28 protein-coding genes and 1 pseudogene are annotated in these 22,903 nt (G+C 72.2%); 14 read left to right on the top strand and 15 right to left on the bottom strand.

Translation table 11 applies throughout. The annotated features are described in order from the left end of the window. The first annotated feature begins 27 nt into the window (after positions 1-27). Together ACFQO7_RS23995 and ACFQO7_RS23990 are read left to right on the top strand one after the other, a co-directional pair. Positions 28-408: a hypothetical protein gene (locus ACFQO7_RS23995; RefSeq protein ID WP_376808462.1), complete on the top strand. Its 381-nt coding sequence runs from the start codon at positions 28-30 to the stop codon at positions 406-408. After that, on the top strand, positions 405-911 hold the full coding sequence (locus ACFQO7_RS23990) for a DUF427 domain-containing protein (protein WP_376808461.1): 507 nt from the start codon (positions 405-407) through the stop codon (positions 909-911). The genes ACFQO7_RS23995 and ACFQO7_RS23990 overlap by 4 nt, the downstream gene beginning before the upstream one ends. A gap of 217 nt (positions 912-1,128) precedes the next feature. Here ACFQO7_RS23990 and ACFQO7_RS23985 read toward each other — a convergent pair whose 3' ends face one another. Beyond that, the gene (locus tag ACFQO7_RS23985; RefSeq protein ID WP_376808460.1) at positions 1,129-1,926 is read right to left on the bottom strand and encodes an anti-sigma factor; all 798 of its coding nucleotides are present in this window, start codon (positions 1,924-1,926) and stop codon (positions 1,129-1,131) included. After that, positions 1,883-2,482 carry an RNA polymerase sigma factor gene (locus tag ACFQO7_RS23980; RefSeq protein ID WP_376808459.1) on the bottom strand — a complete coding sequence of 200 codons (600 nt, stop codon included), beginning with the start codon at positions 2,480-2,482 and terminating at the stop codon, positions 1,883-1,885. Before ACFQO7_RS23980 ends, ACFQO7_RS23985 begins: the two co-directional genes overlap by 44 nt. 229 nt (positions 2,483-2,711) lie before the next feature. On the opposite strand from ACFQO7_RS23980, the gene ACFQO7_RS23975 reads away from it, so the two are divergent. Continuing rightward, positions 2,712-3,542 (top strand): DUF4397 domain-containing protein, encoded by an 831-nt coding sequence (locus tag ACFQO7_RS23975; protein WP_376808458.1) that lies wholly within the window; start codon positions 2,712-2,714, stop codon positions 3,540-3,542. Positions 3,543-3,634: 92 nt separating this feature from the next. Then, entirely contained in the window at positions 3,635-4,237 is a 603-nt protein-coding gene (locus ACFQO7_RS23970) for a class F sortase (protein ID WP_376808512.1), read from the top strand. 21 nt (positions 4,238-4,258) lie between these two features. On the opposite strand, the gene ACFQO7_RS23965 is transcribed toward ACFQO7_RS23970, so the two are convergent. The 4 genes from ACFQO7_RS23965 to ACFQO7_RS23950 form a co-directional block, all read right to left on the bottom strand. After that, complete coding sequence (locus ACFQO7_RS23965; protein ID WP_376808457.1) at positions 4,259-4,441, bottom strand: hypothetical protein; 183 nt, start codon at positions 4,439-4,441, stop codon at positions 4,259-4,261. A gap of 43 nt (positions 4,442-4,484) precedes the next feature. Further along, positions 4,485-4,874, bottom strand: a complete 390-nt coding sequence (locus tag ACFQO7_RS23960; RefSeq protein WP_376808456.1) for a hypothetical protein — start codon at positions 4,872-4,874, stop codon at positions 4,485-4,487. Beyond that, complete coding sequence (locus tag ACFQO7_RS23955; protein ID WP_376808455.1) at positions 4,846-5,064, bottom strand: hypothetical protein; 219 nt, start codon at positions 5,062-5,064, stop codon at positions 4,846-4,848. Before ACFQO7_RS23955 ends, ACFQO7_RS23960 begins: the two co-directional genes overlap by 29 nt. A gap of 120 nt (positions 5,065-5,184) precedes the next feature. Next, complete coding sequence (locus ACFQO7_RS23950) at positions 5,185-5,841, bottom strand: acetylxylan esterase (protein ID WP_376808454.1); 657 nt, start codon at positions 5,839-5,841, stop codon at positions 5,185-5,187. On the opposite strand from ACFQO7_RS23950, the gene ACFQO7_RS23945 reads away from it, so the two are divergent. Then, on the top strand, positions 5,778-6,023 hold the full coding sequence (locus ACFQO7_RS23945) for a hypothetical protein (protein WP_376808514.1): 246 nt from the start codon (positions 5,778-5,780) through the stop codon (positions 6,021-6,023). The two genes, ACFQO7_RS23950 and ACFQO7_RS23945, sit on opposite strands and share 64 nt — an antisense overlap. Here the strand turns inward: ACFQO7_RS23945 and ACFQO7_RS23940 are convergent. Then, entirely contained in the window at positions 5,993-6,067 is a 75-nt protein-coding gene (locus ACFQO7_RS23940) for a TetR family transcriptional regulator (RefSeq protein WP_376808511.1), read from the bottom strand. The two genes, ACFQO7_RS23945 and ACFQO7_RS23940, sit on opposite strands and share 31 nt — an antisense overlap. Positions 6,068-6,117: 50 nt before the next feature. Here ACFQO7_RS23940 and ACFQO7_RS23935 point away from each other — a divergent pair. Beyond that, positions 6,118-6,267: pseudogene (locus tag ACFQO7_RS23935) on the top strand (NAD(P)-dependent alcohol dehydrogenase); the annotation flags it as partial. Positions 6,268-6,429: 162 nt separating this feature from the next. On the opposite strand, the gene ACFQO7_RS23930 reads toward ACFQO7_RS23935, so the two are convergent. Next, positions 6,430-7,629, bottom strand: a complete 1,200-nt coding sequence (locus ACFQO7_RS23930; RefSeq protein ID WP_376808453.1) for a cyanophycinase — start codon at positions 7,627-7,629, stop codon at positions 6,430-6,432. 261 nt (positions 7,630-7,890) lie between these two features. On the opposite strand from ACFQO7_RS23930, the gene ACFQO7_RS23925 reads away from it, so the two are divergent. From ACFQO7_RS23925 to ACFQO7_RS23900, 6 genes are all read left to right on the top strand, one after another. Continuing rightward, on the top strand, positions 7,891-9,309 hold the full coding sequence (locus tag ACFQO7_RS23925) for a pre-peptidase C-terminal domain-containing protein (RefSeq protein ID WP_376808452.1): 1,419 nt from the start codon (positions 7,891-7,893) through the stop codon (positions 9,307-9,309). A gap of 76 nt (positions 9,310-9,385) precedes the next feature. After that, positions 9,386-10,246, top strand: coding sequence for a MurR/RpiR family transcriptional regulator (locus tag ACFQO7_RS23920; protein ID WP_376808451.1), 861 nt, complete (start codon positions 9,386-9,388; stop codon positions 10,244-10,246). A gap of 86 nt (positions 10,247-10,332) precedes the next feature. Next, positions 10,333-11,283: an ABC transporter substrate-binding protein gene (locus tag ACFQO7_RS23915; RefSeq protein WP_376808450.1), complete on the top strand. Its 951-nt coding sequence runs from the start codon at positions 10,333-10,335 to the stop codon at positions 11,281-11,283. Between the two features lie 67 nt (positions 11,284-11,350). Next, entirely contained in the window at positions 11,351-12,220 is an 870-nt protein-coding gene (locus ACFQO7_RS23910) for an amino acid ABC transporter permease (protein WP_376808449.1), read from the top strand. A 5-nt stretch (positions 12,221-12,225) separates the two neighbouring features. Beyond that, complete coding sequence (locus tag ACFQO7_RS23905; protein WP_376808510.1) at positions 12,226-12,978, top strand: amino acid ABC transporter ATP-binding protein; 753 nt, start codon at positions 12,226-12,228, stop codon at positions 12,976-12,978. Then, positions 12,975-14,123, top strand: coding sequence for a M20/M25/M40 family metallo-hydrolase (locus ACFQO7_RS23900; protein WP_376808448.1), 1,149 nt, complete (start codon positions 12,975-12,977; stop codon positions 14,121-14,123). Before ACFQO7_RS23905 ends, ACFQO7_RS23900 begins: the two co-directional genes overlap by 4 nt. Positions 14,124-14,185: 62 nt before the next feature. Here ACFQO7_RS23900 and ACFQO7_RS23895 read toward each other — a convergent pair whose 3' ends face one another. Together ACFQO7_RS23895 and ACFQO7_RS23890 are read right to left on the bottom strand one after the other, a co-directional pair. Beyond that, positions 14,186-14,770: an NIPSNAP family protein gene (locus tag ACFQO7_RS23895; protein WP_376808447.1), complete on the bottom strand. Its 585-nt coding sequence runs from the start codon at positions 14,768-14,770 to the stop codon at positions 14,186-14,188. After that, positions 14,767-15,210 (bottom strand): Rrf2 family transcriptional regulator, encoded by a 444-nt coding sequence (locus tag ACFQO7_RS23890; protein WP_376808446.1) that lies wholly within the window; start codon positions 15,208-15,210, stop codon positions 14,767-14,769. The genes ACFQO7_RS23895 and ACFQO7_RS23890 overlap by 4 nt, the downstream gene beginning before the upstream one ends. 188 nt (positions 15,211-15,398) lie before the next feature. Between ACFQO7_RS23890 and ACFQO7_RS23885 the strand changes: the two genes are divergently transcribed. Both ACFQO7_RS23885 and ACFQO7_RS23880 read left to right on the top strand, forming a co-directional pair. After that, positions 15,399-16,889, top strand: coding sequence for a methyltransferase domain-containing protein (locus tag ACFQO7_RS23885; protein WP_376808445.1), 1,491 nt, complete (start codon positions 15,399-15,401; stop codon positions 16,887-16,889). Further along, the gene (locus tag ACFQO7_RS23880; RefSeq protein ID WP_376808444.1) at positions 16,886-18,631 is read left to right on the top strand and encodes an AfsR/SARP family transcriptional regulator; all 1,746 of its coding nucleotides are present in this window, start codon (positions 16,886-16,888) and stop codon (positions 18,629-18,631) included. The genes ACFQO7_RS23885 and ACFQO7_RS23880 overlap by 4 nt, the downstream gene beginning before the upstream one ends. A gap of 49 nt (positions 18,632-18,680) precedes the next feature. Here the strand turns inward: ACFQO7_RS23880 and ACFQO7_RS23875 are convergent, their stop codons facing one another. The 5 genes from ACFQO7_RS23875 to ACFQO7_RS23855 form a co-directional block, all read right to left on the bottom strand. Further along, positions 18,681-19,187 carry an FBP domain-containing protein gene (locus ACFQO7_RS23875; protein WP_376808443.1) on the bottom strand — a complete coding sequence of 169 codons (507 nt, stop codon included), beginning with the start codon at positions 19,185-19,187 and terminating at the stop codon, positions 18,681-18,683. A 66-nt stretch (positions 19,188-19,253) separates the two neighbouring features. Next, a complete protein-coding gene (locus tag ACFQO7_RS23870; RefSeq protein ID WP_376808442.1) occupies positions 19,254-21,125 on the bottom strand; it encodes a hypothetical protein in 1,872 nt (623 codons plus the stop codon). Further along, a complete protein-coding gene (locus ACFQO7_RS23865) occupies positions 21,110-21,868 on the bottom strand; it encodes an ABC transporter ATP-binding protein (protein WP_376808441.1) in 759 nt (252 codons plus the stop codon). Before ACFQO7_RS23865 ends, ACFQO7_RS23870 begins: the two co-directional genes overlap by 16 nt. Before the next feature lie 234 nt (positions 21,869-22,102). Next, a complete protein-coding gene (locus ACFQO7_RS23860) occupies positions 22,103-22,477 on the bottom strand; it encodes a hypothetical protein (protein WP_376808440.1) in 375 nt (124 codons plus the stop codon). After that, positions 22,470-22,898: a YbaB/EbfC family nucleoid-associated protein gene (locus ACFQO7_RS23855; RefSeq protein ID WP_376808439.1), complete on the bottom strand. Its 429-nt coding sequence runs from the start codon at positions 22,896-22,898 to the stop codon at positions 22,470-22,472. The genes ACFQO7_RS23860 and ACFQO7_RS23855 overlap by 8 nt, the downstream gene beginning before the upstream one ends. Between the last annotated feature and the right edge of the window lie 5 nt (positions 22,899-22,903).

The following is a 22,903-nucleotide window of genomic DNA, read 5'->3' as shown; positions in this document are numbered from 1 at the left end:
CCCACCGGCGGCGGTGACGATGAGAACGTGGCCGGCGATCACGGCCGCAGGCACTCGCAGCCGGAGGAAGTCATGGGCATCGACGAGAAGATCAGCAACCTGTCCCGGCGGTGCGCGGGACGCTCGATAGAACTGGTCGGCAAGATCACCCACAATGCGCGCTGGCAGCTCACGGGCTACACCACCTGGTTGTCGGCCTGCGACGACGCCATCCGCGAGAAGGCCAAGGACGAGGCCAAAGCGATGGCCGCGGTGTCCGCGTACTGGTCGGCATACCCGTCGACGCCGGAGACCAGCCCCGCGCCGGCCGTGCTCGAACGCGTCTTCCCCGCCGATCCGCCCGCCACCGCCCAGCTCGGCACCCGGCTCGACAACGTGCGGATGCCCGGCGGACCGGTGCCGCGATGACGACTGCACACGCCGGGCGCGGCGTCGACGGACCCCGCCCGGCAGTCGAGAACGTGTGGGACTACCCGCGGCCACCGCGCTGGGAGCGCAGCGGACGCCGGATCACCGCCACGCACCGAGGGCAGGTCGTCTTCGACACCCGGCAGGCCGTCAGAGTGCTGGAGACCTCGCACCCGCCGGTCTACTACGTCCCCCGCGACGCGGTGCTGCTCCCGCTGCGGCCGTCCGGGCGCACCACCTACTGCGAGTTCAAAGGCGCCGCCGGCTATTGGGACCTGGTCGTCGGCGACGTCGTCGTGCCGCAGGCAGCCTGGTCGTACGAGACGCCGACAGCCGGCTACGAGCAACTGGCCGGACTGCTCGCGTTCTATCCGTCGAAACTCGACACCTGCCTCGTCGACGGCGAACCTGTCATGCCGCAGGCAGGCGACTTCTACGGCGGCTGGATCACCCGTGACCTCGCGGGCCCGTTCAAAGGCGGGCCGGGCACGGCCGGCTGGTGACGCCCGTCGACTCGTTCACCTGTTCAGCTCGGCACCATGGTCAGCACAACGTGATCATCGTGCACTTCTCCGACCATGGCGAATGCCGATCGGTCGACGTCGCTGGCAAGGAGATTCTCGCAGCCCGAGCACTGTTCACCACGCCCGGTCGGCGGCTCTGTAGGACGCCACCGCATGAGCTGGTCGTGCAGCTCCCACGCGAGCTTGCCGCGTGGGCTCAGGTGAGCAATCCGCGCAGCAGGCTGTCACCGGAGTGGGCGGTGTTGTTGTCGAAGTGCTCGGCGGACACGTCGACCAGCCGGTACGCCGCCAGGTCGGCGTTGGCCGGCAGGCTGAACTCGCCGTCGGCGCCGGGGCCGAGGGTGCCGACGGAGAACATCTTCATCGTGTCCGGGTCGATCAGCCATACCTCGTAGTAGCCGTCGACCGCGGGCAGCCCGGCCACGTGCAGGCGCAGGCGGTGCCCGGCGACGACGTCGGCGCTGCCGGTCGCCGAGGCGGGTGTGTCGCCGTAGGCCGTCAGCGCCGCTGCTGCGAGCACTGTCGGCGCTGGGGGCTGCGGCGGCCTGTCCCACCAGACGCCCGCGACGGCACCGGCGGCGACGGCGGCGATGACGCCGGCGGCCAGGACGAGCTTGGCCAAGCCGCGCCGCCGTCGGGCCGGACCCGCGGCGGCGGGAGGGCGATTGTCGCTGGGGCGGACCGGGCCGCGCGGCACGGAGCCGGCGTCAGGTGATGCGGCAGCGTCAGACGTCCGGCGGGGCGGGGCGGCAGCGGTGCCGGTGCCGGCCTCGGCCAGGCCGGCCTGCGCGGCTATGGCACTCCACAAGCGAGGCGGCGGTGGCGGCAGGGCGCGCAGCGGTCGTGTGTGGGCGACCACGCCGGCCAGGCGCCGCAGTTCGGCTACCTCGTCGCGGCAGGTGTCGCAGGAGGTCAGGTGTGCGGCTGCGGTCGTCTGCTCCGACGGCTCGTCAAAGGCGAGCAGAGTCAGCTGCTCGGTGTCCAGATGGCGCATCGTCCACCTCCCATCGCCGTTTGATCGCCGCCATGCCGCGACGGATGTGGCTTTTCACCGTGCCGAGGGCAAGCCCGGTCGTCTCGGATATCTGCTGGTGGGTGAGGTCGTCGTAGAAAGCCAGTTCGAGCACCCTGCGCTGGTCGTCGGGAAGTCTCGCCAGCTCGTCGGCGACCACCAGCTGCTCGACGACCTCGTCGGCGGACGCGGCCGGCGGCGGCTCGGGCTGCCGCCGGATCGCGTCCTCGACTCGTTCAGCCCGCTGCTGCACCCGGACCAGGTCGATGACCTTGCGGCGGGTGATGGCCAGCAGCCAGCCCAGCAGGCTGCCGCGGGCCGGGTCGAAGCTGTCGCGTGCCAGCCATGCCGACACGAACACCGCCTGGGTGATGTCCTCGGCGTCGGCGCGGCTGCGCAGCAGCCGCGTGGCCAGGTGCAGCACCGCGGACCCGTACTGGTCGTAGGCCTCCCGCAGCGCGGACTCGTCCCCGGCGGCGAACCGGACCGCCACGTCGTCAGCGACGACGGCGGCAGCCTGTTCGCGCTGCGCAGTCACTGGACAGGCCGCCTTCCATCGGGTCGCCAAGACTGTACCCGCCACGGCCACCACGCCTCTCCCGGCCTGTCGCGCACACCCCTACAACGCCTGATACGACCGGTGGCGCCCCGCTGGATGCATCCGGTCGTGAATGTCACCGGCCGCATCCACCGTCGGCGCGGGCGTCGTAGCCCTCGATGACGGCGAGTTCAGCCGTCCGAAGCAGACGACGATTCAAGGAGAAGCGATGCGCAGCCTGAACATCCGCCGCATCCTGGCGCTTGGCGCGGTGGCCGCCGCCGTGACCGCGACCGCCGGCCTCGCCACCGCGACACCGGCGTACGCGGCCACGTCGAAGGTGTCGGTCGTGCACGGCATCCCCGCCACCCCGGTCGACGTGTACGTCAACGGCAAGGTGACGTTGAAGGACTTCAAGCCCGGCGACGTCGCGGGCCCGCTGGACCTGCCCGAAGGCAGCTACGACCTCGACCTGACCAAGCCCGGCGAGCCGATCGACAAGGCGATCCTGTCCGTCGACGGCGCGAAGGTCCCGGGCGGGGCGAACATCAGCATCGTCGCCCACCTCGACGACGCCGGCAGCCCGAAGATCACCCCGTTCGTCAACGACGTCAGCAAGGTCGGCGCGGGCAAGGCGCGCCTGATCGTGCGGCACACCGCCGCGGCGCCGGCCGTCGACGTGCGGGCCGGCGGCACGCCGGTGTTCAAGAACCTGACCAACCCCGACGAGGCCAAGGCCGACCTGCCCGCCGGCACGGTCAGCGCCGACGTGGTGCTCGCCGGCACCACCACCGTGGCGATCCCGGCCACCGACGTCACGCTCAAGGAGGGCACCGCGACGATCGTGTACGCGACCGGCTCGGCCGAGGGCAAGAACCTGGGCGTCGTCGCCCAGGTGATCACCGGTCTGCACTCGGCTCCCGGTGGCGTTCCCAGCGGCGACGGCGGCCTGGCCGACGAGTCCGGCATGAGCACGTGGTGGCTGGCGGCGGCCGCTGCGGCGTTGCTGCTGGCCGTCGGCGGCGGCGTCCGGATCGCGACCCGGCGTACCACGCGATGACCATGCACAGTCCCTACGGCGCGCCCCGCGACACCCGCGGGGCGCGCCGCCCCGGCATCACCCGCCGGCAGGCCTTGCACCTGTTCGGCGGCATGTCGCTGCTGGCCGCCGCGGGCTGCCGCGCCGATGCCGACGACCCCGCTCCGGCAGTCGACGACCTGCTCGGCGACTCACCGTCACCGACCGCGCTGACACCGGACGTGGCGGTCCCCGTGCAACCGGGAGTGCTGCCCACGGGCGGGCCGACGATCGCACCGGCCAGGCTGGCCATCCCCGCCATGTCGCTGAACGCCCGGGTCGAGCCGGTCGGCATCGACGCCCGGACCGGTGACTTCGCAGTCCCGCCCAGCGTCGACCGGGTCGGCTGGTATCGGTATGGACCAGGGCTGGAGGCGACGGCCGGGTCGATCGTGATCGCCGGACACGTCGACAGCGCGACTCAGGGCAAAGGGGCCTTCTTCGGGCTGCGGGATCTCGACGAGGCTGACTCGATGACAGTCTGGGATGCCCGCGGCGACTCCGCGGCCTTCCAGGTCGTGGCGGTGGAGCAGTACCGCAAGACCGGGATCCCGCTAGACAGATACTTCGCCCGTGACGGCGCGCCGCGCCTGACCCTGATCACCTGCGGCGGCCCGTTTGACAGGGCTGCCCGCCACTACCGGGACAACATCGTCGTCACTGCGCGAAAGGTCTGAGGACCGACGAACGCGCCGCATTCAAGCCGGCTCGCGTACGCGCCCCGGATCGCCGCCGGGGTCCTCGTCGCCCGGCATCGGCTCGACCGGTGCCGCGGGCAGCACCTCCGATGTGTCCGGCAGCAGCACGCCGGGATCGTCGGGCACGGGTTCGGACGGATCGATCGGCGGATACTGCTCGGGATCGAGATTCGGCCGGCTCATGTACCCGGGTATTACCGGATCGCGGCGGTGCTAATCGGCCGGGTCACCAACGGGACGAGCGGCGGGCGAGCACGCGCAGGGCGGCAGCCCGCGGCAGCAGACGCAACCCGGCCGTGCTCCACCAGCGGTGCACCCGACCGTCGTGCCAGTAGATCCGCAGCAGCCAGGTTCCGTCGGCGCGGCGGACCTCGACGCGTCCGAGTGCTCTGAGAAGCGGCGCTGCCGCGGCGCGCGACATCGCGAGCTGCGGCAGCTGTGCCAGGGCGAGCGCCGGATCGGCGAAACTCACGATGAGCGGGTGACCCGGCTCAGCGTCGAGGCGACCGGTGGTGTGCCGGTCTCCGGCGTGGACCGTGACGTCGACTCCGCCGGAGATCCGGATCGGGCTGCCCGGCCGGCGACCGCTAGCGGCGTGCCGCGTCGTCGTGGTCACTGGTGCTGATTTCGAGCGTGCCGTTGAGGACCCAGGTGGCTCGCGGCGAGTCGGGTCCGGTCCGGCGAGGGACGTGCACCTCCATGTCGCGGAAGTTGTAGGAGATGGCCGCGTGCCTCCTGGTGAGGAAGTCCCACATCTCCTTGCCGAAGTCGGCGATCTGCACGTCGTCATGCACTGTCGCGGTCATGGCCGCCGTCCTTTCCTGGCGAGCGCACTGCTCGGATGGTCGTCTCCGTTCGAGCATCCCCGGTGGGCGGTGAGCGCGGGCGCAGGTCCTGGATTCTGCGTCGATTCATGCGGCGATTCGTCAGCCGGCGGTGGGGCCGGGCAGCCGCACCGGGAGCTGTGGGCGCGGCTGCCCGAAGGCATCGCGTAGCCACCTGAGCTGTTTCTGCTCGTGTGCACGGTGCCCGCCCTCGTGGCCGCCGTAGCGGTACACCTCCAGCGTCTTGGCCCCGCGGTAGGTCAGGAAGGCGGCGTCGACACCGGCCGGTGGGCAGACCGGATCCATCAGCCCGACGGAGAACAGTGCGGGCGCGTCGGCCCGCGCTGCGAAGCCGCAACCATCCATATACGACAACGTCCGTAGGGCGGCGTGTTCATCACCGGGATGCATGGCGAGGTAGCGGATGATCTCAAGGTAGGGGCCCTCGGTGGCGGACTGCAGCGCGTGGCCGATCCCGGCGAGGAACGGCACGTCGACCAGCGCGGCGGCCAGACCCGGTAGCAGCCCGGCCGCGGCCAGCGCCAGCGCGCCGCCCTGGCTGGACCCGGCGACGGCGACGCGCCCGGCGTCGACGACGTTGCGTCGCCGCCACCGTCGGCGTCTGTAACCGGGTGCGTTGCGAGGTGGCGAGCTGCTGCCGGCGGGTGCGTTCGACGAAAGGTCAGGAGGTGCCCGTGGACAGCTTGACGACGGATCGGCGCTCTGCGGAGACGACGGACCAGCTCGCCGCGCGGTCATCGGCGCTGCGGTTGACGTGGGCTTCCCCGCTGTACCGTGGCGCCGCCGTGGCGATGCTCCTGTCCGGGCTCGGGTTCTCGGCCGCCGCGCCGCAGATCGCGTCCTTGCTGGTCCACGATCTCGGCGGGTCGCTGACGGCGGCGGGCCTGTTCTACTGCTCGCGGGTGGGGAAGTGCCGGTAGAGGGTCGCCATGCCGACCTCGGCGCGGCGGGCGATCGCCGCCATGGGCACGTCGAACCCGGCCGTGGCGAACGCCTCGCGCGGAGAGCGGCCGGATGGTCGCGATCTCGTTCGACCTCGATCGGGTGGTCGCGTCACTGGGATACGTGGCCGCCTCGGCGGTGCACGGTTCCCGGCGGGTGCGGTTCTTCAGCGGCAATCCGCGCCGCGCCGATCTGGACCGGCTCGCGGCGCTGGCGCAGGGTGCGGTGCGCCCGGTCGTGGACCGGGTCTTCCCGCTGGCCGACATTGCGGGCGCACACCGGGGGAGGACGGCGGCGTACGCGGCAAGATCGTCGTCTCGATCTGACGCCGATGGTGCCGGTGGCGGGTCCGGCGCGCGGTGGCGAGCCGGACCCGTTCCCCCGTCAGGCCTGCCCGATGTGGACGGCGAGGCCCTGGAACGCGGCGGCGGTGTGGCCGTCGGCGGTGTAGGCGGCGAACCCGGGGCGCTTGGCCAGCGTCACCGTGAACCGCGGGTCCTGCTGGCGGGTGTGACCGACGGCGCTGCGGTCGCGGGAGCCGGCCAGTTCCAGGGCGAGCGCGGTCGCGACGTCGTCGCCGAAGATGTCGTCGCTGTCGGCGACGGTCTGCGGGCCGCCGGGGCGCAGCTCGCGCAGCGTGTTCGGGACGCGGATGCGCCAGTCGGCGGGGGAGTAGGTGAAGCCCGCGGTCAGGTGGCTCCAGCGCACGCCGTCGCGCAGGTCGAGCAGGTTGACGCCGCCCGTGCCCAGCACGTGGCCGCGCTCGTCGCGGCTGCCCGGGTCGGTGACCAGCAGCGCGGTGTTCGGGTCGAGGCCGTAGACCCGGTCGTGGCCGGTGTCTTTCGCGAGCTGGACGGCGCGGCCGAGGCGGGCGTACGCGGAGAAGTGGGTGTCGATCAGCCCGGAGCGCAGGAACCCGAACCCGCCCGCGGGCCAGTAGCCGCTGGTGTTCGGGTCGTCGAAGTAGCCGGGCGACGCGCCGTCGCGCAGGGCCTCGTAGCTCTCGCCGCCGGTGACCATGTCGACGCCCTGCTGGATCTGGGCTCCGGCGCTGCTGCCGGCGATGAGGGCGCCGGCGGCGTGGCGGCGGCGGATCGCGGCGAGCACGAGGGTGTCGGTGTGGGCGTCGCCGTGCAGCAGGGTGGTGATGTATCGGAACTGGTCACCGCCGCCGAAGAAGAATCCGGTGCAGCCGGCGGCCAGCGCGGCGACGGCGGGGTCGTCGGCGGCGGTGACGCGGTCGAGGTCGACGGGGATCCAGACGGCGTCGCCGGCGCCGTGGGAGCGCAGCAGGTCGGCGTAGTACCGGCCGTTGGTCTCGCTGTTGACCGCGTCGGGGGATCCGGCGTCGGGATCCTGGCTGGGCGGGATGGAGGCGGCGGTGAGCACGCCGATGCGCGCGTCCGCACCGCCCGCCCGGCGGACGATCTCGCCGTAGATCTCGGTGTTGTCGTCGGCCAGCGAGCCGCCGACGAGGACGAGCGGGCCGCGGCACGCCTTGGCGGCGGCGGGCGTGGCGGGGCCGAACGCGGTGAGGGCGGCTGCGCCGAGGGCTCCGGCTAGGACAGTGCGTCTGCGGGTCATGAAGTGCCTCCCGGGGGATGGGAGGCTCCGCCCGCCGCCGCGTGGTGGGAACTTGGGGTTTCCAACGGCGGGCGGAGCCGGACTGGGTGTCGGCGCGAGGCGGCGACGCGACAGCACGTTACAAGAGCCTGTACTCAGAGTCTAGATGTAATGCATGTTACGAGTTCGTAAGTAATAGGAACTACACATGTACAAGAATTAGCCTAATCTGTACTGTGCGTTACATCACCAGCGTGGTGGGTTCCGTCGAGGAGAGGATCTATGCCCCCCATCTCCCGCCTGGCCGCCGCGACTGCCGTCGCCGTGCTGGCAGGTACCCTGATCGGCACCCCGGCGCACGCCGCCGTGACCCGGGTCCGCCAGGGCAGCGCCACCGACGTCAGCCGCACCGCCTGGTCCGGCCCGGCGTACACGATGAACGGCTCCGGCGCGGTCGTCACCGCGACCATGACCAAGGCGGTCGACGCCATCCGCGGCGGTAGCGGCAGCATCGACGTCGCCGTCGTGGCCGGATCCGCGCCCACCTCCGGCAGCAAGACCCCCGAATGCGACACCATCGTGGGGCTGGCCAACGTCAACTCCTGCACCACGCTGACCCTGACCAGCGCCAACGACGGCAACAACACCCAGGTCAACACCGACATCCGCAACGCCGAGTTCGTCTACTTCGCCGGCGGCGACCAGTGCCGCTACGCGAACTGGAAGGGCACCGCGCTACGGGCCTCGGTGCAGTCGGTGGTCGCCAAGGGCGGCGGGGTCGGCGGCGGTAGCGCCGGACACCACATCAACAGCGACGTCGTCTACGACGCGTGCACCGGCAGCGTGCTGTCGTCGGAGGCCCTCGCGGACCCGTACGACAGCTACATCAGCTTCACCACCGGCATGTTCGAGTGGCAGCACTACGCCAACACGATCAACGACTCGCACTTCGTCGCCCGCGACCGGATGGGCCGGCTGATGGCGTTCGTGGCCCGATCCATCAAGGACGGGCTGGTCAGCGGCGGCTCCGCCTGGGGCGTCGGGGTCGAGGAGGGCGCGTCGCTGTTCATCGACGCCGCGGGCAAGGCGACGCTGAGCGGCCCGAGCGCGTACGTCGTGCTCGGCGACCACCAGCCCGAGCGGGCCACGGCCGGGCAGTCCCTCAGCTTCTCCAACTTCAAGATCTGGAAGCTCACCAGCGGCCAGACCTATGACTTCGCCAACCGTCCGACCTGCGGCTACTACCTTCGCAGCGTCACCAACGGCGTCGCCGAGTCCAACCTGTACAACGGCACCCCGGTCACCTCCTGCCCGCCGCCCGGCGGCGGGGGCGGGTCCGGCTACGCCGAGGTCGAGCCGAACGACTCCCGCTCGGCCGCCAACAGCATCGCGTCGCTGACCTATCCCGCCACCGTCACCGGCAACATGGGCAGCAGCTCCGACCGCGACTACTTCGCCACCACCCTGGCCTCCGGCCAGGCCATCACCGTGAACTGCGCGATCCCGTCGGCCTACGACGCCGACCTGTACCTGCTCAACTCCTCCGGCGGCACCCTGGTCCGCTCGGTCAACGACGGCGCCGGAGCCGACGAGTCGCTGACCTACACCCGCACCGCCTCGGGCAGCGCCACCGTCTACGTAGAGCTGGAGGCCTACTCCGGCTCTGGCTCGGCGGCGTACTCCTGCACCGTGGCCAAGTGACCGGCGTCCCCGCCCGGCGCGCGCCGGGCGGGGACCTCTGCCCGGGCGTGGCTACGCTGTGCGGCGGAGGTGGCAGATGACCGCAGTCGAGCACGGCGTCGCCGGGATGATCCATGCCCGGCTGGGCGAGTGCAGCCCGGCCGAGCGCCGAGTGGCCCGGGTGCTGCTCGCGGCGTACCCGGCAGCGGCGTTGGAGACGGTGGCGGTGCTGGCCGAGCGGGCCGGGGTGAGCGGGCCGACGGTGCTGCGCTTCGTCAACCGGCTCGGGTTTCGCGGACATCCGGAGTTCCAGAAGGCGGTGCGCGACGAGCTCGCCGAACGTGACACCTCCCCGCTGGCCGCCTACACCGCAGAGCCGCCGACCGCGCCCGGAGGGGCGCTGGAACGTGCGCGGCGGGTGCTGCCCCAGGCCGTCGAGGCCACCCTGGCCGAGCTGCCCGAATCCGAGGTCGAGGCGGCCGTGCGGCTGCTGGCCGACCCGCAGCTGCGCGTTACCGGCCATGGCGGACGCTTCTCCGCGCTGCTCGCCCACTACCTCGTGATGCACCTGGTGCAGGTCCGCGGCAACAGCCGGCTGCTGCCCGCGGGGCAGGTCGAGCGGGCCGGCCTGCTGGCGGACCTGGGCCGTCGGGACCTGCTGGTGCTGTTCGACTACCGCCGCTACGAGCAGCCCACGCTGCGGCTGGCGCAGGCGGCCAAGGAGCACGATGCGAAGATCATCCTGTTCACCGATCGGTGGCTGTCGCCGGTAGCGGGCGTCGCCGACGTGGTGCTGCCCAGCCGAGTGGACTCGCCCTCGGCGTACGACAGTTTCGTGCCCACGGTCGCGGTGCTGGAGACCCTGATCGACGGGGTGATCGCCAGGCTGGGTCCGGCTGCGGGGGAGCGGCTCACCTCCATCGAGACGGCGGCGCAGCGGTACGGCCTACTCGAATGATCTTGTTACATCAAAACGTAACTTCACAATTTCTGTAACGCCTATTACAGTCCCCGGTACTGAGTTTCAGTAACCGGGAGGACTTCATGCGTTCGCGCCGTTTCGCCCTGTCCACCGCCGCGCTCGCGGCCGTCGCGCTCGCCGCGGCCGCCTGCGGCACCACCGACACCCCGACCACCGGCAGCTCCGCGGCAGCCGCGACCGTCACCGTCGCGATCACCGGCGTCGGCGACGTCACCACCGACGCCAAGGTCGCTGCCAAACTGCCCGCCGACTTCCGCGGCAAGGGTGCCATCACCATCGCCACCAACGCCCCCTACGAGCCGTTCATCGACTTCAAGGCCGAGGGCAACACCACCGAGTTCAAGGGCCTGGACTACGACCTGCTCACCGCCGCCGCCGCGCGGCTGGGCCTGACGGCGCAGTGGAGCCAGCAGCCGTTCGACGGCCTCGTGCCCGGCCTGCAGGCCGGCAAGTACGACGCCATCGCCGGTGGCATCACCGACAAGAAGGAACGCCAGCAGGTCGCCACCTTCGTCGACTACTCCGCCTCGGGCACCGGTTTCCTCGTCGCCAAGGGCAACCCGATGTCCATCAACGACGTGAACGGGCTGTGCGGGCGCACCGTCGCCGTGCAGAAGGCCAGCAACCAGGCCAAGCACCTGGCCGAATACAGCAAGACCGGCTGCGCCGGCAAGGCGATCACCGTCAAGGAGTACCCGGAGAACCCGCAGGCCGTGCAGGCCCTGCTCGCCGGGACCGTCGACGCCGTCGCCGCTACCAAGGTCAACCTCGTCGACACCGAGCAGCAGCTCAAGGACAAGGTCCAGCTCGCCGCCGACGCCCAGAACCCCAACGGCTGGCTGGCCAGCCCCAACGGCTTCGGCTTCCTCAAGTCCCGCGCCGACCTCGCCCAGGCGTTCCAGGCCGCCGTGCAGTCCCTCATCGACGACGGCACCTACGGCAAGATCCTCGCCCAGTACGAGCAGAAGGAGATCGGCCTGGTCACCGCGACCATCGACCAGGCCATCGACTGACCGCCCGCCCACGGGTGGCGAGCACTCATCGCCCGCCACCCGCGCACTCACCGAGGGAACCCCACCCATGACAACCGACACCCCACCGCGGATCAAGGCCGTGCCGGTACGCCACCACGGCCGCTGGATCGCCGCCGCCGTCGTGCTGCTGCTGGCCTACCAGGTCGGCTCGGCCCTGCTCCGCAGCCCCAACCTCGAACCGCACACCATCGGCGAATACCTGTTCAAAGACTTCGTCCTCGAAGGTGTGCGCACCACCCTGCTGCTCACCGTGATCGCCATGCTGCTGGGCACCGCGGGCGGCGTGCTGCTCGCCGTCATGCGTCTGTCGGCCAACCCGGTGCTGCGCGTGTCGGCCGCGGCGTTCGTCTGGTTCTTCCGCGGCACCCCGCTGCTGGTCCAGATCGTCTTCTTCGGCTTCCTCGGCGCCCTGCTGCCCCGGCTGACCATCACGATCCCGTTCACCGGCATCGCGGTCTTCGACCAGCCGACCAACGCCGTCATGGTGGGCATCGTGCCCGCGGTCCTCGCGCTGTCGCTCAACGAGATGGCGTACGCCGCCGAGATCGTGCGCGCCGGCATCCTGTCGGTCGACAAGGGACAGACCGAGGCCGCCCACGCCCTGGGCATGAAACCCGGACTCACCATGCGCCGCATCGTCCTGCCGCAGGCCATGCGCGTGATCGCCCCGCCGATGGGCAACGAGGTCATCACGATGCTCAAGTCCACCGCCCTGGTGTCGGTCATCGCCGGCCGTGACCTGATGACCGCCGTGCAGACCGTGTACGCGCAGAACTACAAGGTCATCCCGCTGCTGGCCGTCGCCGCGATCTGGTACCTGGCCCTGGTCAGCGTCCTGTCGGTGGTGCAGTGGTTCGTCGAACGGCGCTTCGGCCGCGGCCACCGCGCCACCAGTGGGGGAGGGATGTTCCGGTGACCGCGATGATCAAGGCCGAGGGCGTGCGCAAGAGTTTCGGGCAGCTGGAGGTCCTGTCCGGCATCGACCTGCAGGTCGACTCCGGACAGGTGTGCTGCCTGCTCGGCCCGTCCGGGTCCGGCAAGTCCACCTTCCTGCGCTGCGTCAACCACCTGGAGGCCGTCACCGCCGGGCGGCTGTGGGTCGACGGCGACCTCGTCGGCTACCGCCAGCGCGGCGACCGCCTGCACGAACTGCGCGAGTCCGAAGTCGCGCAACGCCGCCGCGACATCGGCATGGTGTTCCAGCGCTTCAACCTCTTCCCGCACCTGACCGCCCTGGGCAACGTCATGGAGGCCCCGGTCCACGTGCTGCGCGAACCGAAAGCCGCAGCCCGGCAGCGGGCACTGGACCTGCTCGACCGGGTCGGCCTGGCCGACAAGGCCGACGCCTACCCGGCCATGCTGTCCGGCGGGCAGCAGCAGCGCGTGGCCATCGCCCGCGCCCTGGCGATGCGGCCCAAACTGATGCTGTTCGACGAGCCCACCTCCGCGCTGGACCCGGAACTCGTCGGCGAGGTCCTCGACGTCATGCGCGGACTCGCCGCCGACGGCATGACCATGCTGGTGGTCACCCACGAGATGGGCTTCGCCCGCGAGGTCGCCGACACGGTCGTGTTCATGGACGGCGGCGTCGTCGTCGAAGCCGGCACCCCCGAGCAGGTCCTCGGCGACCCGCGCCACGACCGCACCCGCGCGTTCCTGGCGAAGGTCCTGTGAACGCCGCCGCTTTGCGCGCCGCCGCCCAGGCCCGCTACCCGGCGTTCCTGGCGAGGCTCGCCGAACTCGTCGAGATCGACTGCGGGTCGCGGCAGGTCGCCGGCCTGCGCCAGGCCGCCGCCCGGTTCAGCGGGTACGCCGCCGACGCCGGGCTCGAGGTCACGGTGGTGCCGATCCATGACGACACCGCCGTGCCGCTCGGCGACGCCGTGGTGACCCGGCTGTCCGGCCGAGGGACCAGGCGCATCCTGCTCGCCGCGCACCTCGACACCGTGTTCCCGCCCGGCACCGCCGCCGCCCGGCCGCTGACCGTCGACGGCGCCACCGGACGCGCGTACGGTCCCGGCGTCTGCGACGACAAGGGCGGCCTGCTGGCGGGGCTCGCCGCGATCGAGACTCTCCTCGCGCTGGGTGCCGACGGTTTCGGCGAGCTGGTGCTGGTCGCCACCCCCGACGAGGAGATCGGCTCCATCGGCAGCCGGCCGCTGCTGGCCGGGCTCGCTGAGCAGGCGGACGCGATCCTGTGCCTGGAATGCGCCCGCGACAACGGCGATCTCGTCTCGGCCCGCAAAGGTGTCGCCGACGTCGAGATCGACCTGCACGGCCGGGCCGCCCACGCCGGCATCGAACCCGAGCGCGGCGCCAACGCCGCGCTGGCCGCCGCGCACCTGACCGTGGCGCTGCAACGCCTCACGGGTGTCAACGTCGGCGTGCTCCAGGCCGGCACCCGGCCCAACGTGGTGGCCGACCGGGCCCGCCTGGTCGTCGACGTGCGCGCGGCCGAACCGGCCGCCTACGAGGCGGCGCTGGCCGACATCACCCGGCTGGCCGGCAGTCCGCTAGTCGACGGGGTCACCGCCACCGTGCGGGTTGTCGCGCCGACCCCGCCGTGGTCCGGCGGACCCGGCACGGCGGCGCTGCTGCGCGCCGCCGAGCAGGTCGGCGGCGAGCTGGGCCTGACCGTCACCCACGCCGCCACCGGCGGCTGCGCCGACGCGAACCTGCTGGCCGAGTCGGGTGTGGCCGTGCTCGACGGGCTCGGGCCGGTCGGCGGCGGTGACCACGGCCCGGACGAGTGGCTCGACCTCGACTCGGTCGTTCCGCGGGTCGCGCTGCTGGCGGGCCTCATCGACCGGATCAGCTGACCAGGATCTGCCCCGCGTTCCGGACGCGGGGCAGGCCGGTCTCACGTGCCCCACGGCCGGGTTCAGTAGAGGCTGGAGCGGTCGGTGGGGCGCAGGCGGAAGGTCTCGGTCTTCACCACCTCCGCCGGGATGTCTGCCTGCAGCGGGGACCGGGCGAGCCAGACCAGCGCGTGCTCACCCTCGCGGACCGGCAGCCGGGGAAAGTCGTTCGCGGCGTACTCGGTCCGCAGCACTGCCAGCGCGTCGGTCGCGAGCTGGTCCAGGTCCGGGAAGGGGCCGGCCCAGTACCAGATGGTCGCGTACAGGATCGAATCGTGATCGGCGGCGTCCCGGTCGAACACCGGCACCGGCTTGACCTCGCGGAGCAGTAGGACGTCGTCGGAGTCGAGCATCGTCGCGTTCGCCGTCGGTCCGTGCTCCGCCCACACGGGGCCGGAGTAGAAGGCCGACAGGCCGGTCCGGCGCGATGCCATGTCGGTGAATCCGCGCAGCCACACGAACTGATCGGGCCGGTCGAGGTCGCGGAACTGGCCCAGCACCGCCATCCCCAGGTCCTCCTGGGGGTGCACGAACTCGCGGTCGAACAGGTCGATCAGCTCGTCGCGGCGTCCCGCACGCAGTGTGTACCGGCGCAACTCCACGATCATGACAGGATCCTTTCCAGAACGTCGGCGACGGTCGAGCGGGCCAGCGCGGCCCGGAACGTGTCGGTCGCTTCGTCGTACAGGTCAGTGAGCACCGGCCGGATGCCGCGTCCGACCGGGCACTCCAGGTTCGGCTCGGAGTGGTGCAGTGCGAGCAGCGGCTCTGGCGAGACGGCGAGCCACACGTCCAGCAGCGTGATCTGCGCTGCCGGCCGGCCGAGGGAGAAGCCGGCGCCGTTGCCGCGGCGGGCGCTCACCAGGCCGGCTCGCTGCAGGTCGCCGAGGCTGCGGCGGATGACGACCGCGTTCGTGTTGACACTGGCGGCCACCTCCTCCGAGGTGAGCACCTCGCGTCCACGCCGCCTGGCCAGCTCCATCCAGGCCAGCGCGTGGGCCGCGATCGTCACTCTGCTGTTGGCCGCCACCGGAGCAGTCTCGCTCACTGACGCCGTAGAAGCAACAGAGTTTGTTACGTCTGGTCTCCGGGTGCCGCGGCGCGATCCGTGATGCGGTGTAGCCCGCCCTGACCACCGCCGCCGCGAGATGGGCGTTCGCGTCACACGGCGCGTCACACGGTGCCGGCCGATCGTGGAACCTGCTGATGGAGTACCGGGCGAGGTGGAGTGTGCCGATGCGAGCCGACATGCAGGCAGATCCGAGTGCGCAGGCCGAGCCGGCGGCCGGCGAGCAGGTCGTCCACCATGGCGCAGGCGTCGGCAGCACGCCGCAATGGAAGCTGCCCGACGAGGGCTGGGGCCGTAAGAGCGCCGACGCCGCGACCCTGCACGAGCCGCAGAACATCCGCGAGTACGTCACGATGCACCAGCACCTCAAGGTCGGCGGTGGTACACGCCTGCTGGACGTCGCCTGCGGCGCAGGGCTGGCGGTCGAGCTCGCGACCGCGCGGGGTGCGACGGCGGCCGGCATCGACGCGTCCGCGCGGCTGGTCGCCGTCGCCCGCGACCGCAGCAGTGGGGCCGACCTCAGGGTGGGCGACATGCGGGACCTTCCCTGGGCCGATGGTGCCTTCGACGTGGTGACCAGCTTCCGCGGGATCTGGGGCACCACACCGGAGGTCCTCGCCGAGGTGCGTCGGGTGTTGCGGCCCGGCGGCCTGCTGGGCATGACGGTCTGGGGCCACGTCAAGGCCTCGCCCGGGGCCTGGGCGCTGCGCCCGTTCCTGTGGGCGGACGCGTCCCGGCTCGCCCATCAGGCCGCGATGAACAGCCTGGGCAAACCCGGTGTCGGCGAGCAGTTGCTGACCGGCCAAGGGTTCGAGGCCGTCCGGCGGGTGGCCGTGCCGTTCGTCTGGGAGTTCGCCGATCCCGAGTCCTATGCGCGGGCCATGGCCTGCACCGGGCCGGGATACGAGGCGATCCAGACCATAGGCGAGCAGCGTTTCCTCGATGATGCGGCTGAGTTGGCCGCGCAGCACGTCCGCGAAGGGCTGCCGCTGCGAGCGGAGATCAACCTCGTCGGTTTCATCGCCCGGAACCCGGCGACGCCCGGTGCCGTTTCGTCGTTTCTGGCCGAGCCGGTGGAACTGAGCGCCGGGGCGAGCGCCGCCTACGCCGACGACGAGGCCGAGTTAGGGTACGTCATGACCGCCACGCGGCTGTGGGCTCACGACATCGAGGCGATGGAGTCGCTGTTCACCACCCTCGGCCGGGTCACCAGGACAGCCGGTCTGAGCGTGCGCGACCGGGGCATCCTGGTCACCGCGGCCACGTCGACGCTGGGCGACTCCTACTGCTCGCTGGCGTGGGGAGCCAAACTGGCCGCGGCGGCGTCCGACCAGGTCAGCGCCGGGGTCCTCACCGGTGACGACAGCCTCCTGGACGAGCGGGAACGGGCGTTGGCGCAGTGGGCCCGGCGGGTCGCCGCCGACCCGAACGCCACGACCGACGCGGACGTGCGACCGCTGCGCGAGGTCGGCTACGGCGAGGCGCAGATCCTGGCGATCACCGCATATGTCGCGCTGCGGGTCGCGTTCTCCACCGTCAACGACGCGCTGGGCGCCGTCCCCGACCGGCAGCTGCGGACCAGCACCCCGCAGGCAGTGCTCGATGCCGTGACGTTCGGCCGCGCACCCGCACCCGCGGCGGGACCGGACAGCCCATGACGACCCTGGTGCGGCTGCTCGGCCCGCCGCAGATCGTGCGGGACGGTGCGCCGGTCGGCGGCCCCCGCGGCCACAAGGCCTGGGGACTGCTGGCCTTCCTGGCCCTGGCCGAGCGGCCGCCGAGCAGGCAGCGCCTGGTGTCGATGCTCTTCGAGCATGCCGAAGACCCGCGCGGTGCACTGCGCTGGAACCTCGCCGAGATGCGCAGGGCGCTCGGTGGCCGGGTGACGGTCGGCGGTGACCCGCTGACCCTCGCCACCGATCACGACGTGTCCATCGACGTCATGGGTCTGGTCGCCCCCGGCCAGGCCGACGTGTTGCACGGGGAGCTGCTGGAGGGCCTCAGCTTCGACGACTCGCCGGCCTTCGACACCTGGCTCAGCGTGGAAAGGCAGCGGCTCGTCGCGGACTGCCGCGCCCTGGCCCACCGCCGGTCCGTCGAGCTGCTGACCGCCGGGCAGCCGCAGGCGGCGGCAGTGATCGCGGCGCAGGCACTGGAGAACGACCGCCTCAACGCCGACCTGCACGCGGTCCTCGTCTCCAGCCTGACCCGCTCCGGCGACCACGAGGCGGCACGCGCGCACCTGGCCCGATGCGCCGACCTGTACCGCCGGGAACTCGGCGTCGGGCTGCCCGCGACCGTCGCCGCCGCGGCCGCGTGGGCTCCGGCCGAACCGGCGGCCAGCGCAGCCGCTGTCCGGTCGCTGCTCGACCTCGCGGACTCGTCGCTGTCCGCGGGCTCCGTGGCGACCGGGCTCAGCCAGCTGCGCCGTGCCGTGGCGGGGGTGGCCGACACCGACCAGCACCTGTCCGGCCGGGCCCGCCTCGCCCTGGCGTCCGCGCTCATCCACTCCGACGGCGGCCGGGGCGGCGACGTCACCATGCTGCTGCACCAGGCACTCGTGCACGCCCACCGCGGCGGCGACCCGGCGGTCGGGGCCGCCGCATGCCGGGAACTGGCGTTCCTGGCCGTGCAGGCAGGACACCGGTCCGAGGTCGAGCACTGGCTCGGCCAGGCCGAGGCCTGGCACCCGACCGAGGCCGAAGCCGCGCGGATTCTCGGCGTACGCGGCATGAGCCTCAGCGACGCCGGCGCGTACGACGAAGCCCTGGCCGTGCTCGGCGCGTCCACCGACGCGGCCCGCCGTAGCGGCAACCGGCGGCAGCTCGCCTGGTCGCAGGCGATGACCGGCCGGGTCCGGCTGCTGCGGGGCGAATACGCCCAGGCCGCCCACGTGCTCGATGAGGCGCTGGGCCACATCCGCGCCGAGCGCTGGACCGCGTTCACTCCGTTCCCGCAGGCGCTGCGCGCCGAGGCGGCTGTCGGCCTGGGCGACGCCGCGACGGCACGTGAGCTGCTCGACTACGCCTGGGTCCAGACCGTCGAGTCCGGCGACCAGTGCTGGGTCGCGGTCGTCTCCCACGCCCAGGCCACCCTCGCGCTGCACGACGGACGCGACGCGCTGGCCTGGTGCCGTACCGGCCTCGCGGCGGCGCCCTGGTACCTGTGGCCGCGAGCGCGCCTGATCGACCTGACCGCCCGGCTCACCCTCGGCACCCGGGAAGGCGCCGAGCTGCTCGACGAGCTGGAACGCGTCGCCGGCGCGGCGACGATGCGTGAGCTCACCGTGCGGGCGCTGATCCACCGCAGTCGTGGCGGCGGCGGGCAGCACCTGGCCCGTGCCCGCGCGATGGCAGCCGACGTCGCCAACCCGGCCCTGGCCGCCGAGCTCGCCGTCTGATCCCGACGTGCGGTCTGCGGCTGGACCGTTGGTGCCGTCTGCGGCCCGGTCACGGTGTTCGGTCGGTGTCGAGTACGCGGGTGACGAACGCGGTCACCTTCTGCCGCAGGCGGGTGACACGCTCCTGCGGGGTGATGGTCTCCTGCGGTTGCGGCAGGAACGGTTTGCGCAGGTTGCGGATGTACAGCGAGCAGGCCAGGTCGGTGCACGCGTACGTCCCGGCCGTGTTGCCCGTCCGCCCTGCGGCGCCGGCCAGCCGGGCCGAGAACAGGGCGATCGAGGCGGCGTCGTGCAGTGTGTGGCAGAACTCGCACATGCTCGACCGCATCAGGGTCCGGGGCGGCACGGTCGCACTCAGCGCCAGCCCCACGACGGTGGAGCCCATCGGTGTCACCAGGTATGCGCGACCGGGCGCTTTGGCGTCGCGCCAGCCGAGGAAGTCCAGTTCCGTCCAGGCGAGGTGCTCCGGCGGCGCGGGCAGCGTCAGCCGTTGGGCCTCGCCTTTCGAGGTGTTGGCCAGGCTGTTGCGGATCTCGGCTGCGGTCAGCGCTTGCATGATCATCCTGTCTATTCGGTGGGCCGGCGCGGCCCGTCTGCTGTCGTCAAGCCCTGCATGCGGGGTTCACGGCTCCGGCACGCCTCGGTCCCGTGCCGCCGCGCGTTCCCATCGCCGTGACAACCCGGCTCCCAGCCACAGCAGGGCCACACCGAGCACGGCCATCGCCGCCGCGACCGGTACCCGGTACGGGTCGCCGAGGTGCAGGGCCAGGAACCACAGTTTGGTGTCGCTGCCCTGCCAGATCAGGTACAGCGGCACCAGTCCCTGCGGGAACAGCGGGATCCAGCACACGACCATCAACAGGGTGACCAGCGCCGCCTGGCGCGGCGGCAGCTTGACCCGGCCGGTGCGGGCACCCGCCCTCGGGCCGGCCGCACCGCCGCCGGACATGCGTCCGAGCAGTTCGGGGCCGTGTTCACCCAGCCGCCGGTAGGCCGCCCGGCCCAGCCACCACGCGCACGCGGCACCCGTGACCAGCCCGACGGCGACCGCCGCCCAGCTCAACAGCGGGCTGCCCCAGCGGTCGCCGAGCAGCGCGACACCTGCGGCGGGGACCGCGGTCACCGGGACGACCACCAGCATCGCCAGGACCTGGCCGAAGATGTTGCCCGCGTCGAGCGGGTTGCCGCCACGCCGGGCCGGTTCCGGGCCGGGCACGAGGAACACCACCGAGGCGTACGCGATCAGACCGGCCCCGCCGCCGAGCAGCGCCGCCAGCAGTCCCAGCGCCCACGGCCACGTCCATGCGCCGCCGCCGAGCACGGTCCCCGCCACGGTCAGCGCGAGCGCGACCGGCGCGACCTGGATCAGCCAGGCCAGTTGCCGTCCGCGTACGTCGGCGCGGACCGTGCCGGGGTCGACCAGGGTCAGCCACAGGGCGGTGCCGTCGAGGCCGTACAGGTTCGCCGACGTCGCCGCGGCCAGCACCACGACGACGACACCGGCCCACGGCAGCAACCCGGTCCAGCCGATCGCCAGCGGCCACAGGGTGTAGACGAGCCCGAACCAGATCGCGAACCACCGCAGGTGCAGCCGCATCAGGTCACGCGACCACGTGCGCAGTTCCTTGGCGGCGACGCCGCCGACCGGCCCGGCCGCGTCCAGCCGGTCCAGGAGCGGAGTGCGGCCGCGGCGCGGACCGCGGTGCGCCGGCCGGGTCGTGGTGCGCCGCAGCAGCAGGCGCGACCAGATCAGCACCGCCGCGGCCGGCAGGGCGACCAGGCCTGCGCCGGCGGCGGCCGCGAGCGGCCAGTCGCCGCGCGCGACCGCGTCGAGGCACACCAGTGCCCAGCCGGACGGCAGCACCCGCAGCAGGGTCGAGAACCCGGCGGGCAGGCCCTGGTCGACGAGCCCGAACTGCACCGCCGCCCACAGCAGCACCCACGACTGGTTCAGGGTCGCGTTCACCCCGGCGTTGACCAGCGCGGACAGTACAGCGCTGAGGCGGGAGCGCACGGCCAGCGCCATGGCCGCGAGCATCAACCGCGACAGCGCCACGACCATGGCGAGCTGCAAGGGCACCAGCACCAGCGCGACGGTGAACGCGGCCAGGCCCAGACCCGCCGCGTACACCACCAGGGCGCTGAACGCGACCAGGCTGATCAGCGGACCGACCCCGACGAACGACACGGCCAGGAACCCGACGGCGACCCGCAGCGGCGGCAGCGGGATCAGGGCGAGCTGCTCCGGCCGGATCGAGTCGTCGCCGCCGCCGGTGTAGACCGGGCCGAGCAGCCAGCCGAACAGCCACACCGCCAGGGCCGCCGCGAACAGGTCGGCCCGCAGCACCGGGCCTGCCTCGGCGCCGGCGAGCATGAGCGTGGCCACGGCCAGGGCGAGGCCGGCCACGGTGCCGAGGAGCAGGCCCCCGGCGCGGGCGCCGCTGGTCGAGTTCGCCAGCACCCGCAGCTTCATCAGGATCAGGACACCAACCACGACGGGCTCCGCGTGAGATCGAGATCGGCGCCGACCAGCTCCACCAGCCGCTCCTCCAGCGTCGCGCCGGCTCGGACCCGGTCGAGCGGCCCGGCCGCGGCGATCCGGCCCCGGTGCACGACGGCGACGTGGTCGCACAGCTGCTCGACGGTGGCCATGACGTGGCTGGACAGCACGACCGTGCCGCCGATGGCGATGAACTGGCGCAGCATCGCGCGGATCGTCAGCGCGGACACCGGGTCGACGGCCTCGAACGGCTCGTCGAGCACCAGCAGCGACGGGCCGTGCAGCAGAGCCGCCGCCAGGCCGATCTTCTTGCGCATGCCGGTCGAATAGTCGATGACCAGCGTGCGGTCCGCACCCGCGAGATCGAGGATGGCCAGCAGCTCATCGGCGCGGCCGGCCGCCACCCGCGGGGCGAGTCCGCGCAACCTGCCGAGGTAGGTCAGCAGCTCGCGGCCGGTGAGGCGCTCGGGCAGGGCCAGGCCGTCGGGCAGGACGCCGAGCCGGGAGCGGGCGGCGACGGGGTCGGCCCACACGTCGAGGCCCTCGACACGCACCGTGCCGCTGTCGGGGCGCAGCAGGCCGACGGCCATGGACAGGGTGGTGGTCTTCCCCGCACCGTTCGGCCCGACCAGGCCGAAGAACGAACCGGCGGGCACCCGCAGGCTGACGTCGTCGACGGCTGTCCGGTCCCCGAACCGTTTGCACAGGTTCACGATCTCCAACACGGGTGTCTGCACGTGCTCCCTCTCTGCGCCCGACTGCCGTACCCGGGCAGTCGACGGCCGTGGCCGTCACCGGTCACCTGGACCTACTGCCTGCCGGGGGTGATCGGTTGTGGCGGCGTCCATATTGGTCATCGTGGGACGGCCGCACGCGGTTTCCGCACCGCGGGCGGTGCGAGATCACGGTGAAAGCACGGATCACCGCGGAGTCCGCCGTCGGTCCGATGTGGTCGTACGCGCGTCATGCCCTCACAGGCGGCTGGTGTTGGTCCCCGGCTGACGCACCGACTCGACGTCGACGGAGCTGACGACGTCGGCGTTGACGATGGTGGCGACCGCGTTCTGGACGTTGACGCCGAGGTTCTCGATCGCCTGCGCGACCGTGGCCCAGGCCTTGAGGACCTCGTCCTCGTTGATCCGGTAGCCCTTGTTTTCGGCGCCGTCGCCGACCTCGACCTGCTTGCCGATCTTGTCCATGCTCCACGGCGGGCCGGCCGACAGCTGGCGGATCATCCTTCCGATGTCCCGGTGCAGGTCGGCGAGGTCCTCCCCGGCGAACACGATGCGCTTGCCGGCCTGCGTCGTGGCGTCGGTGTCGATCCGGATCGCGCGCTCTTCAGCCATCGTGGCCCGCCTCGGTCGGTTTGCCCAGCGTCTCGTCGGTGCGGCTGAGCAGCGAGCCGAAGTCGCCGGTGCGCACGAACTCCGCCGCGCCGGTGCCCGCGGGCATGAACTCGCCCAGCAGCTGCTGCATCTTCTCGGCGGCCTCGGCGGCCGCGGTCCGGGTGAGTCCCAGGATCAGCGAGGACAGCTCGCGGGCCGGATACCTGCGGTAGGCGTCGTCGTGGATGACCAGTTCGATCAGCTGGCCCTGCGGGCCGACCTTCACCGTCACCAGCCGGTTGGGGGAGGCCGCGGTGGCGTTCACGTCCTTGAGCCTGGCCTGCAGTGTGCCCAGGCCGCCGCGCAGCTTCGTGTAGCGCTCGTAGACCTCGTCGAAGCGGGCCATCAGGTCACCGTTGGCGTTTCTGTCGGCGTAGCGCATGGCGG

The sequence above is a fragment of the Catellatospora aurea genome, from assembly GCF_042663325.1.
GTDB lineage: Bacteria > Actinomycetota > Actinomycetes > Mycobacteriales > Micromonosporaceae > Catellatospora > Catellatospora aurea.
Note: the sequence above shows the minus strand (reverse complement) of the source record. Positions and strands in the feature narration are given on the sequence as shown.

Coding starts and splice junctions, on each gene's coding strand:
- ACFQO7_RS23990 (WP_376808461.1), top strand. CDS start 405: ATGACGACTGCACACGCCGGGCGCGGCGTCGACGGACCCCGCCCGGCA.
- ACFQO7_RS23985 (WP_376808460.1), bottom strand. CDS start 1,926: ATGCGCCATCTGGACACCGAGCAGCTGACTCTGCTCGCCTTTGACGAG.
- ACFQO7_RS23975 (WP_376808458.1), top strand. CDS start 2,712: ATGCGCAGCCTGAACATCCGCCGCATCCTGGCGCTTGGCGCGGTGGCC.
- ACFQO7_RS23970 (WP_376808512.1), top strand. CDS start 3,635: ATGTCGCTGCTGGCCGCCGCGGGCTGCCGCGCCGATGCCGACGACCCC.
- ACFQO7_RS23965 (WP_376808457.1), bottom strand. CDS start 4,441: ATGAGCCGGCCGAATCTCGATCCCGAGCAGTATCCGCCGATCGATCCG.
- ACFQO7_RS23955 (WP_376808455.1), bottom strand. CDS start 5,064: ATGACCGCGACAGTGCATGACGACGTGCAGATCGCCGACTTCGGCAAG.
- ACFQO7_RS23950 (WP_376808454.1), bottom strand. CDS start 5,841: ATGACCGCGCGGCGAGCTGGTCCGTCGTCTCCGCAGAGCGCCGATCCG.
- ACFQO7_RS23930 (WP_376808453.1), bottom strand. CDS start 7,629: ATGACCCGCAGACGCACTGTCCTAGCCGGAGCCCTCGGCGCAGCCGCC.
- ACFQO7_RS23925 (WP_376808452.1), top strand. CDS start 7,891: ATGCCCCCCATCTCCCGCCTGGCCGCCGCGACTGCCGTCGCCGTGCTG.
- ACFQO7_RS23920 (WP_376808451.1), top strand. CDS start 9,386: ATGACCGCAGTCGAGCACGGCGTCGCCGGGATGATCCATGCCCGGCTG.
- ACFQO7_RS23915 (WP_376808450.1), top strand. CDS start 10,333: ATGCGTTCGCGCCGTTTCGCCCTGTCCACCGCCGCGCTCGCGGCCGTC.
- ACFQO7_RS23910 (WP_376808449.1), top strand. CDS start 11,351: ATGACAACCGACACCCCACCGCGGATCAAGGCCGTGCCGGTACGCCAC.
- ACFQO7_RS23905 (WP_376808510.1), top strand. CDS start 12,226: ATGATCAAGGCCGAGGGCGTGCGCAAGAGTTTCGGGCAGCTGGAGGTC.
- ACFQO7_RS23895 (WP_376808447.1), bottom strand. CDS start 14,770: ATGATCGTGGAGTTGCGCCGGTACACACTGCGTGCGGGACGCCGCGAC.
- ACFQO7_RS23885 (WP_376808445.1), top strand. CDS start 15,399: ATGCGAGCCGACATGCAGGCAGATCCGAGTGCGCAGGCCGAGCCGGCG.
- ACFQO7_RS23880 (WP_376808444.1), top strand. CDS start 16,886: ATGACGACCCTGGTGCGGCTGCTCGGCCCGCCGCAGATCGTGCGGGAC.
- ACFQO7_RS23875 (WP_376808443.1), bottom strand. CDS start 19,187: ATGCAAGCGCTGACCGCAGCCGAGATCCGCAACAGCCTGGCCAACACC.
- ACFQO7_RS23860 (WP_376808440.1), bottom strand. CDS start 22,477: ATGGCTGAAGAGCGCGCGATCCGGATCGACACCGACGCCACGACGCAG.
- ACFQO7_RS23855 (WP_376808439.1), bottom strand. CDS start 22,898: ATGCGCTACGCCGACAGAAACGCCAACGGTGACCTGATGGCCCGCTTC.